This window comes from Stenotrophomonas sp. RIT309 (genome assembly GCF_000632045.1).
In the GTDB taxonomy this organism is placed as follows: domain Bacteria; phylum Pseudomonadota; class Gammaproteobacteria; order Xanthomonadales; family Xanthomonadaceae; genus Stenotrophomonas; species Stenotrophomonas indicatrix.
Genome location: NZ_JFYS01000023.1, coordinates 89,359 through 106,909 on the forward strand (window position 1 = coordinate 89,359; position 17,551 = coordinate 106,909).

Genomic DNA, 17,551 nt, shown 5'->3' on the forward strand with positions numbered 1-17,551 from the left:
TCCGATTCCTCCGCTTTTCCACCTGATCGAGCAACAAGGACGCACCGATGACTACTGCTGTGGATGCCGCTGATTCTTCCCGCCACGAAGACGTGGAACGTACCGAGATCCTGATCATCGGCGCCGGCCCGGCCGGCTCGGTGGCCGCGGCGATGCTGCGCCAGCAGGGCCGCAAGGTGCTGATGCTGGAGCGCCAGCAGTTCCCGCGCTTCTCCATCGGCGAGAGCCTGCTGCCGCAGAGCATGGAATACATCGAAGCGGCGGGCCTGCTGCAGGACGTGGTCGAGGCAGGCTTCCAGTACAAGAACGGCGCGGCCTTCGTGCACGGAAAAGCGCGCACCGCGTTCGACTTCAGGAAGAAGTTCTCGCCGGGCTGGGGCACCACCTACCAGGTGCAGCGCGCCGACTTCGACAACGTGCTGGCGCGTGGCGCCGAGCGCATGGGCGCGACCCTGCGCTTCGGTGACGAAGTGCTGTCCGTCGAGCCGGGCGAGCAGCCGCTGGTGAGCGTGCGCCGCCCCGATGGCAGCGAGTACCGCATCGAAGCCGATTTCATCCTCGACGCCTCTGGCTTCGCGCGCCTGCTGCCACGCCTGCTGGACCTGGAATCACCGTCCAACTTCCCGGTGCGCGGCGCGATCTTCTGCCACGTGCGCGACAACATCCCGGCCGAAGCGGAATTCGACCGCAACAAGATCCTGATCACCACCCATCCCGAGCACATCGACGTCTGGTACTGGACGATTCCGTTCTCCAACGGCTGCTGCTCGCTGGGCGTGGTCGCCGAGCCATCGTTCTTCGAGCGCTACGAAGGCGACGACCTGCAGAAGCTGCAGGCCATCGTCGGCGAGGATCCGAACCTGACCTCGCTGCTGGCCAATGCCGAATGGGCGGTGCTGCCGGTGCGCCGCATCACCGGCTATTCGGCCAATGTCAGCTCGCTGTGGGGCCCGGGCTATGCGCTGCTGGGCAACGCCGGTGAGTTCCTCGACCCGGTGTTCTCCTCCGGCGTCACCATCGCGTTCAAGTCGGCGCAGCTGGCCAGCGAATGCCTGAAGCGCCGTTACGCGGGCGAGACCGTGGACTGGGAAAGCGAATTCTCGATTCCGCTGCGCGCCGGTGTGAAAACCTTCCGCCGCTTCGTCGAAAGCTGGTACCAGGGCGGCTTCCAGAAGATCATCTACCACCCCGACCAGCAGCCGCAGGTACGCGACATGATCAGCTCCATCCTGGCCGGCTACGCCTGGGACACCAACAATCCGTATGTGGCCGACGACAGTGGCCGCCGCATGCGCGTGCTGGAGGAACTGTGCAGCGCCTGATCGTCCGCCTCTCCGCGGTCCTGCTGTGCCTGCTGCTGGCCGCCTGTGCCAGCCGCATGCCGCGGCCGCTGGTCGACCTGCCGCCGCTGCGGCTGGCACCGTCCAGCCTGCCGGCGCCGCTGGCCCTGCAGCAGCAGCTGCACTTCCGCTTCGGCAGCCACGAGCGTGATCTGGATGCGCTGCTGGAAGCCGACGCGCAGCAGGTGCGGCTGGCCGTGCAGGCGATGGGCCAGACCGGCGTGCGCCTGCAGTGGGACGGCCAGCAGTTGACCCAGCAGCGTGCACCGTGGCTGCCGCCACAGGTGCGTGCCGAACGCGTACTGGATGACCTGCAGTTCGCGCTGTGGCCGACTGACGCCATTGCCTCCGCGCTGCCGGCCGGCTGGCAGGTGAGCGACGACGGCCGCCAGCGCAGTCTGTCCCGCGACGGCACCGTGTGGCTGCAGCTGCAGCGCCTGGGCGATGGCAGCGTGCAGCTGGACAACCGCGCCGAGGGCTACACCCTGCGCATCGAATCGATCGACATGGCCGGCCAGGAATGAAGAGCGCTCCCATTTTCCTGAACGACCTCGGCGTGGTCTGCGCGTTGGGCGAGGGCCGCGCCGCGGTGGCTGCTGCGCTGTTTGCCGATGCGCCCGGCGGCCTGAGCGACAACGCCAGCCTGCTGCCAGGTCGCACGCTCGCGCTGGGCGAAGTGCACAGCCCGCTGCCGACGCTGGAGGAACTGCCGGTGTCCCTGCGTGGCCGCAACAATGCTCTGCTGGACGTGGCACTGGCGCAGATCGCGCCGGCTGTTGCCGATGCCATCAACCGTTACGGTGCCGAGCGTGTGGCGGTGGTGCTGGGCACCAGCACCTCGGGCATCGGTGAATCCGAACAGGCGCTGCGTACCCGCGCCGAGCACGGCCATTGGCCCGAAGGCTTCGACTACGCACAGCAGGAAATGGGCACCGCCGCGCAGTTCGTGCGTGAGCGCAGCGGTGCGCTGGGCCCGGCCTGGACGCTGTCCACGGCCTGTTCGTCCAGCGCCAAGGCGTTGATGTCGGCCGCGCGCATGCTGCGCTCGGGCATCGTCGATGCGGTCATCGCTGGTGGTGCCGATTCCCTGTGCCGGTTCACCGTCGCCGGGTTCAGCGCGCTGGAATCGGTCTCCGCAGTGCGCTGCAATCCGTTCTCGCAGCATCGCTGCGGGATCAACATCGGCGAGGGCGCCGCGCTGTTCCTGCTGACCCGCGATGCAGGCCCGGTCAGCCTGGCGGGGTGGGGTGAGTCGGCCGACGCGCACCATATGTCGGCGCCGGACCCGCAGGGTCTGGGTGCCATCGATGCCCTGCAGCAGGCGTTGCAGCGTGCTGGCTGGGCACCTTCGGAAGTGGATTACGTGAACCTGCATGGCACCGCGACAGGCCACAACGACGCCATGGAAAGCCACGCCGTGGCGCAGGTGCTGGGCACCGCCGTGCCGGCCAGCTCGACCAAGCCACTGACCGGCCACACGCTGGGTGCGTCCGGTGCGATCGAAGCGGCGCTGTGCTGGATCCTGCTGGCCGAGAATCCGCAGCAGCAGCTGCCGCCGCACTGGTGGGACGGCGTGGCCGATCCGGCGCTGCCGGCGTTGCCGCTGGTAGCCCCGGCGACCTTCCTGCAGCAGCTGCCGCGGCGGGTGCTGAGCAATTCGTTCGCCTTCGGCGGCAGCAATGCCGTGCTGGCACTGGAGCGCCGATGAACATGCCGCTGTATGCCATCGAAGAGGTGGTGCCGCACCGCCAGGACATGTGCCTGCTGGACCGCATCCTGCGTTGGGACCAGGACGGCATCGAGGCGGAACTGGTGGTGCCCGAGGCCGGCCTGTTCATCGAAGACGGTGCGGTCCCGGCATGGGTCGGCATCGAATACATGGCCCAGGCCATCGCTGCCTGGGCCGGCTGCCGCGCACGCACGGCCGGCAACCCGCCGCAGCTGGGCTTCCTGCTTGGCAGCCGGCGCTATACCAGCACGCGCAGCAGTTTCCCCAGTGGCACCCGCCTGCAGGTACAGGCGCGTTGCGAGCTGTTGGGCGACAATGGATTAGGGATGTTCGCCTGCCGCATCCTGGCAGGCGAAGAAGAATGGGCGGTTGCCAACGTGTCGGTGTTCGAACCGGCCGACTCGATGGCCTATCTGGAGAGTGGACAGGCATGACAGGGAATCCAAGCGTGCTGGTGACCGGCGCGAGCCGGGGCATCGGCCGGGCCATTGCGCTGCGTATCGCGCGCGATGGCTTCGACGTGGTGGTGCATTGCCGCAGCCGTGTGGAAGAAGCACAGGCGGTGGCCGACGAGATCCAGGCGCTGGGCCGGCAGGCGCGCGTGCTGGCCTTCGACGTGGCCGACCGTGCTGCCGCGCGTGCTGCGCTGGAGGCTGACGTGGAGGCACATGGCGCCTATTACGGCGTGGTGTGCAATGCCGGCATCGCCCGTGACGGCGCGTTCCCGGCATTGTCCGAGGACGACTGGGACCAGGTGATCCACACCAACCTGGACGGTTTCTACAACGTGCTGCATCCGCTGATCATGCCGATGGTGCGGCGGCGCAAGCCGGGCCGCATCGTCACCCTGTCCTCGGTGTCCGGCGTGGCCGGCAACCGTGGCCAGGTCAATTACAGTGCGGCCAAGGCCGGCATCATCGGTGCCAGCAAGGCATTGGCGCTGGAACTGGCCAGCCGCCAGATCACCGTCAACTGCGTGGCCCCGGGCCTGATCGAGACCGACATGCTCAACGAAGAAGTGGTCGAACACGCATTGAAGCTGATCCCGGCCGGCCGCGTCGGCCGTCCCGAGGAAGTGGCGGCCACGGTCGCGTTCCTGCTGTCCGAGCCGGCCGGCTACATCACCCGCCAGGTGATCTCGGTCAACGGAGGGATGATCTGATGGCCGCCGATCGTCGCGTGGTGGTCACCGGTGCTGCCGCCATCAGTCCGCTCGGCCACGACTGGCCGACCATCCAGGCCCATCTGCGCAGCTGCCGCAATGCGGTGCGTTCGATGCCGGAATGGGATGTGTATGCGGGCCTGAACACCAAGCTTGCCGCGCCGGCGCAGGACTACGAGCTGCCGCCGAACTACAACCGCAAGACCACCCGCTCGATGGGCAAGGTGGCGATCATGTCGGTGCGCGCCACCGAGGTCGCCCTGCGTGAGGCGGGCCTGTTCGAGCACCCGGTGCTGCGCAGTGGCCGTACCGGCGTGGCCTATGGCTCGTCGTCGGGCAGCCACGAAGCCACCGGCGAATTCGGCCGCATGCTGCATGAGTTCACCACCGACGGCATCAGCGCCACCACCTACCTGAAGATGATGAGCCACACCGCGCCGGTCAACATCGGTGTGTTCTTCGGCTTGTCCGGGCGTGTCTACACCACTTCCAGCGCCTGTACGTCGGGCAGCCAGGGCGTGGGCGCCGGCTATGAAGCGATCCGCAGCGGCAAGCAGACGGTGATGGTGGCCGGTGGGGCCGAACAGCTCGACGCCACGGCTGCGGCGGTGTTCGACACCCTGTTTGCCACCAGCACGCGCAACGATGCACCGCACACCACCCCGCGTCCGTTCGATGCCGGCCGCGATGGCCTGGTGCTGGGCGAGGGCGCCTGCACGCTGATCCTGGAGGATCTGGAACACGCGCAGGCACGCGGCGCGACCATCCTCGCCGAGATCGTCGGTTACGGCACCAACAGCGACGGCCAGCACGTCACCCAGCCCAGCGCCGATACCATGGCCCAGGCCATGCGCCTGGCGCTGGAAGACGCCGGTCTGCAGCCGGCGCAGATCGACTACGTGAACGCCCATGGCACCGCCACCGACCACGGCGACATCGCCGAGACCCAGGCCACCGCCCAGGTGTTCGGCAGCCGCGTGCCGATCAGCTCGTTGAAGAGCTACGTCGGCCACATGCTGGGCGGTTGCGGCGCGTTCGAAGCCTGGATGAGCATCGAGATGATGCGCGCCGGCTGGTTCGCGCCCACCCTGAACCTGGTCGAGGTGGACCCGCGTTGCGGCCAGCTCGACTTCATCACCGGGCAAGGCCGCGAGCTGCAGGCCGAGTACGTGATGAGCAACAACTTCGCCTTCGGCGGCATCAACACCTCGCTGGTGTTCCGCCGCTGGAGCGCGTGACCCCGCCGTACCCGCACCCCAACAAGGAGACGTTCCGATGCGCCGCACCCTGCTGATCGCCACTGCCACCGCGCTGCTGGCCCTGACTTCCACCGCTTCGGCGCGCGATACCCGCGTCGAACAGTCCCTGCGCGAGCTGATCAGTTCGCAGGCCGCCAAAGATGCCGGCATCGACGGCAGCGTGCGCTTCTACCTGGCCGGCCAGCCGGTCAGCGTGCAGCAGCGCCTGGGCGAAGACGTGACCAACAAGAAGACCAACGCCGCCAACAAGAGCGACGTCGAGGCCTGCAACTGGGTCGCGCTGTCGGCACTGCTGGCCCTGCAGGACGGTGCCAAGTCGCGCGGCGCCAATGCCGTGGTCGACATCGTCAGCTACTACAAGAAGAACGAGTTCAAGAGCGCGACCAACTACGAGTGCTGGGCCGGCACCTTCGTCGCCGGCGTGGCCCTGAAGGGCACCTACGCCAAGGTCAAGTAAGCGCTGCCGACCGGTGGCGCAGCCTGAACGGCGCCGCCACATTGCTGAACCTCAACGGGGAAACGCCGTCGATCGCGCCGCCATCGTCGCGTGACGGCTTTCCCCGGTGTCGGCTTTCCGACACAATCACGGCTCTTCCCGGGTTATCGTCCCGTGGACATGCACGCCTACGTCTATAAAAGCCAACTCAAGCCGGACACCTACGTCTATCTCGCCCGACGCGATGACTTCAGCGCTTTGCCTGCGCCGCTGTCGGCGTCGTTGGGTTCGCTCGTCTTCGTGCTGGACGTGACCCTGGACGCGGAGCGCCGGCTGGCCCAGGCCGACCCGGCCAAGGTGCGCAGCGAACTGACCGAGCGCGGGTTCTACCTGCAGGTGCCGCCGTCGGTGAGCAGCATGATGCTGCGCCACTATGACTGAGCTTTCCCGATCCCGCGCCCTGTCGCTGGCCTTCACCCTGGGTGCCTTGCTGGCACTGGGTTCGGCGCTGGGCGGCCTGCCCGGTGCGTTGCTGGCGGCACTGGCACAACCGGCGTTCGCATTGGGAATCTCGTGGTGGCGGCGCAGCCGTGCGCTGCTGCCGCCGAAGGTGATCGTCCGCCAGGACCTGCCGGCGCTGCTGGCACTGTGGATCGCCGCGCCGTTGCTGCTGGCCCTGTTGCTGGCCTGGCCGCTGGCCGCGCTGCGCGACAGCGGCAGCCTGGCTGCGGTGCTGGGCCTGAGCGTGCTGGTCAGCGCTGGCCTGCTGGCGGCTTGGCGCACCTGGCCGCTGTGGAATGATGTCGAGCGTCTCGACGGTGGCCTGGCCCAGCATTGGCAGGCGCTGACCGGCCGCGACCTCAGCGCCTGGCGTGGCCTTGGCGTGGCCGCACTGGTGATGGCCCTGGCCGCACTGGTGGTACTGCCGACCTGGCCGGGCCTGCTGCCGGAAAGCGCGCGTTGGCCATCGGCACTGGCGGTGCTGCTGCTGTCGCCGCTGCTGCACCTGCTGTTGCAGCGCATCGCACCGGCGCCGCTGGTCTCGCTGCGCGGCCCGGTTGGCGCTGAACTGCCGGTCGATCGCGAAACGCTGTTCAGCACTGCGGTGGACACCACGCCGCTGGAAGCATTGGCGCCGCAGGAGCTGACCCCGGCCCTGTACGAAGCCGCACGCCACGGCCGCATCGACCGCGCGCTGCAGTTGCTGCAGGCCGGCGCCGATCCGCATTCATTGCCTGACCCGAACTGGCGCGACCAGCGCAGCCTGGCTGTACTGGCCGCAGTATTGCCGGACCTGCGCCTGCTGCGCGAGCTGATCGGCCGCGGCGTCGATGTGAACGCGCCGCACCGTGGCATGACCCCGCTGCTGGCCGCGACCCGCGACAGCTGGCATGGGCGTCCGGAAGCGGTGATGACCCTGCTGGCCAACGGTGCCGATTCGCGCGCCACCGACAGCGAGGGCAACACGCCCCTGCACCATGCCGCGCGCAGTTCTGACCCGGGCGTGGCCGCGCTGCTGCGCGATGCGGCGGCTGAAGTGGACGCACTGAACCATGATGGCTGGTCGCCGCTGGCGGTGGCCTGCCAGGTCGGCAACTGGCGCCTGGCGCGCTTCCTGCTGGAGCGTGGCGCGCGCAGCGAACCGGCTGACGGCACCCCGGTGCTGCTGGCCGCGGCCGCCACCGAGGACGACGATCCGGCCGGCGTGCAGCTGCTGCTCAAGCACAAGGCACGTGCCGACGCGCGCGACCGCCAGCGCCGCAGCGCGCTGCATGAAGCCGCATTGGCCGGCCACGTGGACATCATCGGCGTGCTGCTGGCCGCCGGTGCCAACCTGGAAGCGCGCGATGCGCTGGGCCGCACCCCGTGGCTGGAAGCCGCACGCGCCGGCCGCGCTGCCGTGGTCGAGCACCTGCTGCCGCACAAACCCGACCTGGTTGCGGTCGACACCGATGGCCGCAACGCGGTGCTGCTGGCCACGATGGCCGAGGACGTTTCGCCGCTGTTGATCAAGCGCCTGCTGGAACTGGGCATCGCTGCCGACGGCAGCGATCCGGCCGGCCGGCGCGCGGTGGACTATGCCGCCGAAGCCGGTCGCTGGGCGATCGTGGCCCTGCTGGACCCGTCCTACCCGCTGCCCGCCGCGGTCAGCGATGGCCTGGCCGAGCGCGGTGAGACGGCCAGCGCCAGCGGCCTGTTGCCCGACCGCCCGCCGTTGACCCTGCTGCGCGAGGCGCTGGGGTTCGGCAATACCGATGGCATGGCCGCACTGGCCAGGCTGTGCCAGCCCGAAGAACTGGGTGGCCTGCTGCTCGATCCGGAGCTGGCGCTGGAGCCGCGTGCGGTCGACTGGCTGCTCGCCCATGGTGCCGATCCGTACGTGCGCGACGCCTGCGCAGATACGCCGATGTTCGCGCTGCTTTCGCGTGGCATCGATGCCGTGCCAGCCCTGCAGGTGATGCTGCAGCACGGCCTGTCGCCGGCCGGGCGCGGTGGCCTGGCGCGTTTCCTGGCCGCCTGTGCGCAGCACGACCAGGCGGCGCGTGGCCTTGAGCAGCTGGCGCTGGAACTGCTGGAGCGGGGCGCCGATCCGTTTGCCGCCTCGCCAGCCGGTGATCCGCCGTTGTCGCTGGCGGTGCGCCTGGGCTGGCTGCGCCTGCAGCAGGCCCTGCTCACCACCGGCGTGGACCGCGAAGCACGCGACAGCCATGGCATGACCGCGCTGCATCTGGCCACCGCACTGGCCCGCGAAAGCGCCTTGAAGCTGTTGGTGCAGCACGGCGCCTCGCCGGAAGCGCGTGCAGCCGATGGGCAGACACCGCTGGGCGTGGCGTTGTCGATCGGTCGTCGTGATCTGGCTGATTGGCTGGACTGGCGCGTCTGGCCGTTGCCGCGCCGGACCCTGCGCGAAGGCGATCTGCCGGCCGCCGCGATGGCCGGTGATGTCGACGCCGTGCGTCGTTTGAATGATCTGGGCTTTGCCGTCGACGCCGTCGATGCGCAGGGCTGCACCGCGCTGCTGCGTGCTGCCGGCGGTGGCCACCTGGCGGTGGTCGACCTGCTGCTGGCGCGCGGCGCTGATCCGCAGCATGCCGCTGCCAGTGGTGCCACGCCGTTGTCAGCGGCGGTCAGCATGCGCCAGGTCGAGATCGTCTCGGCCCTGCTCGACGCCGGTGCGCAGCTCGAACACCGCCTGCCAGGCGGGGTCACCGTGCTGATGCTGGCCTCGGCGCTGGGCCTGCCGGACATCGTGGCGCGCCTGCTCACCGCCGGTGCCGATGTGCACGCCGGCGATGCCCAGCAGCTGGCGCCGCTGCACTGCGCGGCACTGTATGGCTTCAGTGCGCGCGACCGTTCGCGCCTGCTGGCGCTGCTCGATACCCTGCTGCTGGCTGGTGCAGAGCCGGACCAGGCCGCCGCCGGTGCGGTCACGCCGTTGCTGCTGCTGCTGGGCGCGCGCGCCGAACCGGGCACTGCCTGCGACGAGCAGGTGGTGATGGCCGCCGTCGAGCGCCTGCTGGATGAAGACGTCAGCCTGGACGTGCGCGATCCGCGCGGCTTCGGCCCGCTGCACCTGGCCGCCCTGCACGGGTTGCCGTTGCTGGTGCAGCGCCTGCTGCGCGCCGGTGCCGATCCGGAAGCGCGTGATGGCTTGAACCGCAGCCCGCGCGAGATCGCGGTGATGCGCGGCTTCATCGACGTCGCCGCCGAGTTCGAGCCGCGCGTGCCGGGTGTCTCGTCGATGGCCAGGTTCCTGCGCGACAACGGCTGACCCCAAGGCGCGGTAGTGCCGGCCGCTGGCCGGCAGCTTCGCAATCCTGGCGAGGTTCATGAGGTTGCCGGCCAGCGGCCGGCACTACCCAACCCCGTCGATCAGCGTTGCTTGTCGCCGTCGCTTTCCGCTTCCGAGCCGCGCGTGCCGGGCGTATCGTCGATGGCCAGGTTCCTGCGCGACAACGGCTGAAGGTCGCCTTCCATTGGGTGGGTGCCGACCGTTGGTCGGCACACCGGCCCGCTGTCAGCGCTCCTTGTCGCCGTCGCTTTCCGCGTCCGCTTCGAACAGGTGCATCAGGTCGTTGCGGGCATCGCGCGAGGTCTGGATCACGGCGGCCTCGTCGTCGTAGACCAGGTACTGGTCGCGCAGCAGCTTCTCGTCGTGTTCGCGGAACTGCTGCACATGGCGCTCGGCCACGTTCGGTGCCACGCCCAGCGCGGTCAGCACGCGCCCGCTCATTTCCAGGCTGGTACCGAACACTTCGCGGAACGGTTCGGCCGACATGTCCATCAACCGCCAGGCATGCTGGCGGTTGCGCGCACGCGCCAGCACCGTCGCATCCGGGTACAGGCGGCGCACCATGCGCACCGCCCGCAGGTTGGTTTCCGGGTCGTCCACGGTGATCACGAACACGTCGATGTGCTCGCCACCGGCGGCGCGCAGCATCTCCGGCCGGGTCGGATCGCCGTAGTACAGCTGGTTGCCGAAGCGGCGCAGGTCGGCCACCGTGTCCGGGTTCGCCTCCAGTGCCACGAACGGCACCTTCTGCGCGGTGAGCAGGCGCGCGATCACCTGGCCGAAGCGGCCCATGCCGGCAATCAGCACCTTCGGGCGATTGTCCGGCGCCACCTTGTCGGCCTCCGCCGCCTGGCGGGGCGCGACCTTCTCCTCGCCGAGCAGGCGCATCAGGGCGATCATCAGCAACGGGGTGATCGCCATCGACAGGCCGACGATCGCCACCAGCCGGTCATGGTTGGCATTGCCCAGCAGATGCGCACGCTGGGCTTCGTTGAACACCACGAAGGCGAACTCGCCGCCCAGCCACAACACGCTGCCCAGCAGCAACGACTGCCGCGAGCTGAGTCTGGCGATGCGGCCGATGGCGTACAGCAGGCTGAACTTCACCACCAGCAGGATCGCCACGCCCGCAGCGATCATCCACGGTTCGGCGGCGATGCGGTCCAGGTCGATGCCCATGCCCACGGCAATGAAGAACAGGCCCAGTAGCAGGCCCTTGAACGGCTCGATCTGCGATTCCAGCTCATGCCGGAATTCCGAATCGGACAGCAGCACGCCGGCCAGGAATGCCCCCAGGCTGGGGCTCAGGCCGGCTTCCTGCATGAACCAGGCGGTGCCCAGCACCACCAGCAGTGCGGTGGCGGTGAACACCTCCGGGCTGCGGGTGCGGGCGATGATGCCGAACACCCGGCGCAGCACCGGCCGCCCGCACAGGATCACCACCGCCAGCGCGCCCAGCGCGACGGCCGCATCTTCCCAGCGCAGCGTCTCGTTCTTGACCCCGCCCAGCAGCGGAATCGCGGCCAGCAGCGGAATGGCGATCAGGTCCTGGAACAGCAGGATGGCAAACCCCAGCCGGCCATGGTCGCTGTTGATCGCCTTGTGTTCGGACAGCAGCTGCAGGCCGACCGCAGTCGACGACAGCGCCAGCGCCACGCCCACCACCAGCGCGCTCTTCCACTGGAAGTGATCGAGCAGCAGCAGGCCGCCCAGCACCAGCCCGGACAGCGCCACCTGCGCCGCGCCCGCACCGAACACCGAGCGCCGCATCACCTTCAGCCGGGCCGGGGACAGCTCCAGCCCGATCACGAACAGCAGCATGACCACGCCGATCTCGGCCGCGCCGAGGATGCGGTCGGCGTCCTGCACGAAGCCCAGACCGTCCGGACCCAGCACCACGCCGGCCGCCAGGTAGCCCAGCACCGCGCCGAAGCCGAACTTCTTGAACACCGGCACCGCGATCACCGCGGCCAGCAGCAGCACCAGTGCCAGTTCCAGACCACCGCTATGCATGGGAATACCTGGTCATCGGGAGGCCGGCTGTGCGTCCGTTCGGCGGGGAGGGGAAGCGCGGCGGATGCCACCTAGTCATTATGCGCGCGCCGCTGTGTACGCACGAGAACGGCAGCGGGCCCATTGTCCGGTCAGCGTGGCGGGTTGACCTGCACCGACCGCAGGTCCAGACTGCCCGCCGCTGCCGGCGTGTCCGGCAGTACACCCCTCCGGAGTCCCCAACCCATGTCCAGCGACAGTAGAAGTCGACCTCGGTCGACGCCAGCGATGGCCACCGCCTGACACCGGGACGGTTTGCCTGCGTTGGCGTTGCGCGAGGTCGCACCCCATGAAGGCGAATCACCATGAACCAGAAGCAATTGCTGCGTCCGGTGGCCGATGCCGCAGCATTGTCGGCACCGCTGGCGAACTACAACACCGCCGACGCGGTCGAATTCCTCAACACGCTCGAACTGCAGCGCGCCGCCGAGACGCTGGCCGCGCTGTCGCTGCCGCGTGCAGTGAAGATGCTCGAGGCGCCGGAGCTGCACCGCAGTGGCGAACTGGTTGCCGCACTGCCGCCGGCACGCGCCGCCGCGCTGCTGGGGTTGATGGCCGACGACCGTGCCACCGATATCGTCCACGAGCTGGATGAAGAAGAACGCGCGCGGCTGATTCCTCTGCTGGGCAACGAAGCCCGGCAGACCATCCAGAAGCTGCTGAGCTACCCGCCGAACACCGCCGGTGCGCTGATGACCACCGAGTTCGTCGCCGTGCCCGCCACCTGGACCGTGGCCCAGACCCTGCAGCACATCCGCCAGGTCGAACGCACGCGCGAGACCGTGTATGCGATCTACGTGCTCGACCCGGCCAACCAGCAGCTGCAGCAGGTGGTGACCATGCGCCGGCTGATCACCGGGCTGCCGGAGGAATCGATCCTGGATGTGGCCCAGGTCAATCCGCCGGTGATGGTGGATGCGCAGATGGACCAGGAAGACGTGGCGCGGCTGATCCGCCGCCACGATCTGCTGGCCATTCCGGTGGTGGACGCCCAGCAGCACATGCTCGGCATCGTCACCGTCGATGACATTCTCGATGCGCTGATCGAAGAGTCCACCGAAGACGCGCACAAGTTCGGCGGCATGGAAGCGCTGGACAAGCCGTACATGCAGATCGGCTTCTTCGAGATGCTGCGCAAGCGCGCCGGCTGGCTGAGCGTGCTGTTCGTCGGCGAGATGCTGACCGCCAGCGCGATGCAGCACTACGAGGACGAACTGGCGCGCGCGGTGGTGCTGACCCTGTTCATTCCGTTGATCATGAGCTCGGGTGGCAACTCCGGTTCGCAGGCGACCTCGCTGCTGATCCGCAGCCTGGCGCTGCGCGAACTGCGCCTGCGCGACTGGTGGAAGGTGGCCTTGCGCGAAGTGCCCACCGGCATGGTGCTCGGCGCCATCCTCGGTTGCCTGGCCATCGTACGCATCGTGATCTGGCAGCTCGGTGGCTTCCATGACTACGGCGAACACTGGATCCTGCTGGCGATCACCATCGGTGCCGCACTGGTGGGCATCGTCACGTTCGGCTCGCTGTCCGGGTCGATGCTGCCCTTCATCCTCAAGCGGCTGGGCTTCGACCCGGCCAGTGCCTCGGCCCCGTTCGTGGCCACCCTGGTGGATGTGACCGGCCTGGTCATCTACTTCAGCATCGCCGCGATGATCCTGCACGGGACGCTGCTGTAACGGGGGGCGTCATCCACGCATGGCGTGGATCCACTGGTTCTGGCCGGCGTAGCAGATCCACGCCCTGCGTGGATGCGATGCCAGGATCCTGCGCCGATCATGCCGCCGCAGCGCCGGTCCGTGTAACGTAGGCACATGAGTACCTACCACCTGCAGTCCGTGTTCCGTCCGCAGTCGGTCGCGGTGATCGGCGGCAGCCCGCGTGAGCGCTCGGCGGGCCGCGCAGTCATGCGCAACCTGCGCGGCACCGGCTTCCCCGGCAAAGTGGCATGGATCAACCCGCGCCATGCCGAGATCGATGGCATCCGCACGGTGAAGCGGCTGAAGGACCTGGACTGGGTGCCGGAACTGGTGGTGATCACCGCACCGGCCGCCATCGTGCCGCAGGTGGTACGCACCGCTGCCGAACGTGGCGTGCAGGCCGCGATCATCCTCACCGCGCACCTGGGAGAAGGCCCGGGCTCGCCATGGGCACAGGTGGAGGCCGCCGCGCGCGCGCATGGCCTGCGCATCCTTGGCCCGCACTGCCTGGGCGTGATCGCGCCACATGCACGGCTCAATGCCAGCATCGCCGCGCATTTCCCACAGGCCGGCGACCTCGCGCTGATCTCCGAATCCTCGGCGATCGCCGCCGCCCTGGTGGAATGGGGCGTGGCGCGCTCGGTAGGGTTCTCCGCCGTGGTTTCGCTGGGCGACACCATGGACGTGGACTTCGGCGATCTGCTGGATTATTTCGCCACCGACTACCGTACCCGCGCCATCCTGCTCTATGTCGAGCAGATCAAGGACGCGCGCAAGTTCATGTCGGCCGCGCGCGCCGCTGCGCGTGCCAAACCCGTGGTGGTGGTGAAGTCCGGGCGCGCCGAACGGGTACAGCCGGGTAGCGCCGATACCCACGTGCAGGCACTGGCGCGCGCCGATGATGTGTACGGCGCGGCATTCAACCGTTCCGGCCTGCTGCGGGTGAGCGCGCTGGACGAACTGTTCACCGCGGCCGAGTCGCTGGGCCGGCTTGGCACCTTCCCCGGTCGTCGCCTGGCCATCCTCAGCAACGGCGGTGGCGTCGGCCACCTGGCGGTGGACCAGCTGATCGCCCTGCAGGGCACGCTGGCGCAACTGTCCGACAGCACCGTGCAGAAGCTGGATGCGGTACTGCCGCAGGGCTGGACGCGCAGCAACCCGGTCGACATCGTGGTCGACGCCGATGGTGATCGCTATGCCACTGCCATCGAAGCGTTGCTGGCCGACAGCGAGAACGATGCGGTGCTGGTGGTCAACGTGCCTACCGCGTTCACCTCGTCGGCCGATGCGGCGCAGGCACTGACCCGCACGCTCGGCCTGCGCCCGCGCCATCACCGCGACAAGCCGGTATTCGCGGTGTGGCTGGGCAACGACGACCAGGCCACCGCCACCCTCAATGCCGCACGCGTGCCGACCTATCCCACCGAAGCGGAGGCCGTGCGCGGCTTCCAGCATCTGGTGCGTTACCGGGAGGCACAGAGTGCGTTGATGGAAACGCCGCCGAGCCTGCCGCAGGATTTCAGCGTGGATACCGCGCGTGCGCGCGCGCTGGTCGAAGCCGCGCTGGCCAATGGCCAAGGCTGGCTGGACCCGTTGGCCACCCATGAACTGCTGAAGGCCTACGGCATCCCCTCTGCACCGGTGATGCATGCGCGCGATGCGCACGAGGCGATGGACCTGGCGCAACCCTTGCTGGAGCGTGGTGCGACGGTCGCGCTGAAGATCCTGTCGCCCGATATTCCGCACAAATCCGAAGTGGATGGCGTGCGCCTGAATCTGGCGACCCTGCCGGCGGTGCAGAGCGCGGCGAAGGCCATCCTTGCTCGTGCACGCCAGCTACGGCCGGACGCGCGCATCGACGGCCTGCTGGTGCAACCGACCATCGTCCGCCCGAAGGCGCGCGAGATCATCGTCGGCATCGCCGACGACGCCACGTTTGGACCGGTGATCGTGGTCGGGCGCGGTGGCACGGCGGTGGAAGTGATCAACGACAAGGCGCTGGCGCTGCCGCCGCTTGACCTGCGCCTGGCCCACGAGCTGATCGGCCAGACGCGGGCCTCGCGCATCCTCAAGGCCTATGGCGATGTGCCCGCCGCCGATGAGCGTGCACTGGCACTGGCGCTGGTCAAACTGGCGCAGCTGGCGGCGGACATTCCCGAAGTGCGCACGCTGGACATCAATCCCCTGCTGGTGGACAGCAAGGGCATCCTCGCACTGGACGCGCGCGTTGCGGTCGCGCCGTCGCGCATCCTGCACAAGGGACGTGGCCATCCACGCTTCGCCGTGTTCCCGTATCCGAAGGAGTGGGAGCGCACCATCGAGCTGTCCGACGGCGGTCGCGCGTTCGTGCGCCCGGTGCGGCCGGAAGATGACGCGCTGTTCCGTGCGTTCTTCGCGCGTGTCAGCGACGAGGATCTGCGTCTGCGTTTCTTCCAGTCGGTGAAGCATTTCAGCCACGAGTTCATCGCCCGCCTGACCCAGCTGGACTACGCCCGCTCGATCGCATTGGTGGCGCTCGAACCGCGCAGCGGCGAAATGCTCGGCGCGGTGCGACTGCATGCCGATGCGGATTACCACCGTGGCGAGTACGGCATCCTGATCCGTTCGGATCTGAAGGGACACGGCATTGGCTGGCGCCTGATGGCGATCATGATCGAGTACGCCAAGTGGCTGGGCCTGGACGTGGTGGAAGGCCAGGTGCTGCGCGAGAACAGCACCATGCTGGCGATGTGCCAGAGCCTGGGCTTCAAGACCCGGCTGGACCCGGACGACCCGACGGTGATGATGGTGACGTTGCCGGTGCAGCAGGTGGAAGTGCCCGACGTCCCGCCGGTGGCGTGACCGTGACGGTAGCGCCGGGCCATGCCCGGCGGAACATCGGATTCAACGCAGCGGCTCGACCACCACCGCCGTGCCATAGCACAGCACTTCGGTCAGCCCGGTCATCACATCGGTGGCGTCGTAGCGCATGCCGATGACCGCGTTGGCACCCAGCTGCCGCGCATGCTTGACCATGTCACGATAGGTTTCCTCGCGCGCCTGCTCGCACAGCTCGGTGTAGATGGTGATGTTGCCGCCGAAGATCGTCTGGATGCCGCCAAGGAAGTTGCCCACGATCGAGCGCGAGCGCACGGTGATGCCGCGTACCACGCCCAGGTTGCGCGCGATGCGGTAGCCGGGCAGCTCGAAGGCGGTGGTCACCATCGAATCCTCGAAGCGCGCTGCGGACGTGGTCGGGGCACCGCTGTTGTAGGGGTCGGCCATGGGTGTCTGGTCGTGTTGTGGGTTTGAAGACGCCACAATACCCGCATGACCGACCGTATTCCCCTGCTCCTCCTCCCGGGCCTGCTCAACGACGCCGAACTCTGGCGCGCGCAGCTGGCCGACCTGGCCGATATCGCCGACTGCACCGTGGGCGACCAGACCCGCGGCGAGACCCTGCAGGCCGTTGCCGAGGAGGTACTGGCGCAGGCGCCGGAGCGGTTTGCGCTGGCCGGTTTCTCACTGGGCGGCTTCGTCGCCCAGCAGATCCTGCGCACCGCGCCGGAGCGGGTGCTGCAGCTGGCCCTGATCGACACCTCGATCCATGCCGACTCCCCGGAACGTGCCGAACAGCGCCGCAGCCAGCGCGCCAGCGTGCGCCTGCCCGGTAAATTCCACGGCTTTGGTGACGCGCTGATGCGCAGCTATATCGACGCCTCGCGGCTGGACGACTACGTGCTGGTGCAGCGCGTGCGTGACATGACCGCACGGCTGGGTGCGGAGGTGTTCCTGCGCCAGAGCGCGCTGGAGCGCAGTGATGGCCACGATGTGCTGGCCGGCTACCGCGATCCGCTGCTGATCGTCTGTGGTGCGAACGACCGCATCACGCCGTTGGCGGTGAGCGAGGAGATGCACGCGCTGGTGCCGCATTCGCAGCTGGTGGTGGTGCCCGATTGCGGGCACCTGGCACCGATGGAGAAGCCGGACGAGGTGAGTGCGGCAATGCGCGGATGGTTGTTGCAGGTGTGACACTGTCCTGCCTGGTGGATTCCTCGTTCCACCCCATGCCGTTGTAAACGCGGTAGCGCAGCACGCCGATGT

Annotated in this window: 14 protein-coding genes; 12 read left to right on the forward strand and 2 right to left on the reverse strand. The window is 68.5% G+C overall.

All coding sequences use genetic code 11. The features are described from left to right. Positions 1 to 47 precede the first annotated feature (47 nt). From BW38_RS0120775 to BW38_RS07315, 9 genes are all read left to right on the forward strand, one after another. A complete protein-coding gene (locus BW38_RS0120775) occupies positions 48 to 1,322 on the forward strand; it encodes an NAD(P)/FAD-dependent oxidoreductase (RefSeq protein WP_032976809.1) in 1,275 nt (424 codons plus the stop codon). Then, complete coding sequence (locus BW38_RS07350; RefSeq protein ID WP_032976810.1) at positions 1,310 to 1,864, forward strand: DUF3261 domain-containing protein; 555 nt, start codon at positions 1,310 to 1,312, stop codon at positions 1,862 to 1,864. The genes BW38_RS0120775 and BW38_RS07350 overlap by 13 nt, the downstream gene beginning before the upstream one ends. After that, positions 1,861 to 3,048, forward strand: coding sequence for a beta-ketoacyl-[acyl-carrier-protein] synthase family protein (locus BW38_RS07345; RefSeq protein ID WP_032976811.1), 1,188 nt, complete (start codon positions 1,861 to 1,863; stop codon positions 3,046 to 3,048). Before BW38_RS07350 ends, BW38_RS07345 begins: the two co-directional genes overlap by 4 nt. Then, positions 3,045 to 3,503, forward strand: coding sequence for a hotdog family protein (locus tag BW38_RS07340; RefSeq protein WP_025877993.1), 459 nt, complete (start codon positions 3,045 to 3,047; stop codon positions 3,501 to 3,503). The genes BW38_RS07345 and BW38_RS07340 overlap by 4 nt, the downstream gene beginning before the upstream one ends. Then, a complete protein-coding gene (locus BW38_RS07335) occupies positions 3,500 to 4,231 on the forward strand; it encodes a 3-ketoacyl-ACP reductase FabG2 (RefSeq protein ID WP_025877991.1) in 732 nt (243 codons plus the stop codon). The genes BW38_RS07340 and BW38_RS07335 overlap by 4 nt, the downstream gene beginning before the upstream one ends. Further along, entirely contained in the window at positions 4,231 to 5,469 is a 1,239-nt protein-coding gene (locus BW38_RS07330; RefSeq protein ID WP_025877989.1) for a beta-ketoacyl-ACP synthase, read from the forward strand. Before BW38_RS07335 ends, BW38_RS07330 begins: the two co-directional genes overlap by 1 nt. A gap of 37 nt (positions 5,470 to 5,506) precedes the next feature. Then, on the forward strand, positions 5,507 to 5,947 hold the full coding sequence (locus tag BW38_RS07325) for a hypothetical protein (protein WP_025877987.1): 441 nt from the start codon (positions 5,507 to 5,509) through the stop codon (positions 5,945 to 5,947). A gap of 159 nt (positions 5,948 to 6,106) precedes the next feature. Continuing rightward, the gene (locus BW38_RS07320) at positions 6,107 to 6,367 is read left to right on the forward strand and encodes a YcgL domain-containing protein (protein ID WP_032976812.1); all 261 of its coding nucleotides are present in this window, start codon (positions 6,107 to 6,109) and stop codon (positions 6,365 to 6,367) included. Then, a complete protein-coding gene (locus BW38_RS07315) occupies positions 6,360 to 9,698 on the forward strand; it encodes an ankyrin repeat domain-containing protein (RefSeq protein ID WP_032976813.1) in 3,339 nt (1,112 codons plus the stop codon). Before BW38_RS07320 ends, BW38_RS07315 begins: the two co-directional genes overlap by 8 nt. Positions 9,699 to 9,944: 246 nt before the next feature. Here BW38_RS07315 and BW38_RS07310 read toward each other — a convergent pair whose 3' ends face one another. Then, entirely contained in the window at positions 9,945 to 11,732 is a 1,788-nt protein-coding gene (locus BW38_RS07310) for a monovalent cation:proton antiporter-2 (CPA2) family protein (protein WP_032976814.1), read from the reverse strand. Positions 11,733 to 12,076: 344 nt separating this feature from the next. On the opposite strand from BW38_RS07310, the gene mgtE reads away from it, so the two are divergent. After that, the gene (mgtE, locus tag BW38_RS07305) at positions 12,077 to 13,447 is read left to right on the forward strand and encodes a magnesium transporter (RefSeq protein ID WP_025877611.1); all 1,371 of its coding nucleotides are present in this window, start codon (positions 12,077 to 12,079) and stop codon (positions 13,445 to 13,447) included. Between the two features lie 135 nt (positions 13,448 to 13,582). Next, positions 13,583 to 16,309, forward strand: a complete 2,727-nt coding sequence (locus BW38_RS07300) for a bifunctional acetate--CoA ligase family protein/GNAT family N-acetyltransferase (protein ID WP_032976816.1) — start codon at positions 13,583 to 13,585, stop codon at positions 16,307 to 16,309. 42 nt (positions 16,310 to 16,351) lie between these two features. On the opposite strand, the gene BW38_RS07295 is transcribed toward BW38_RS07300, so the two are convergent. Continuing rightward, complete coding sequence (locus BW38_RS07295) at positions 16,352 to 16,732, reverse strand: YbjQ family protein (RefSeq protein WP_032976817.1); 381 nt, start codon at positions 16,730 to 16,732, stop codon at positions 16,352 to 16,354. Positions 16,733 to 16,777: 45 nt separating this feature from the next. On the opposite strand from BW38_RS07295, the gene BW38_RS07290 reads away from it, so the two are divergent. Continuing rightward, on the forward strand, positions 16,778 to 17,479 hold the full coding sequence (locus BW38_RS07290) for an alpha/beta hydrolase (RefSeq protein ID WP_032976818.1): 702 nt from the start codon (positions 16,778 to 16,780) through the stop codon (positions 17,477 to 17,479). The last annotated feature ends 72 nt before the right edge of the window (positions 17,480 to 17,551 follow it).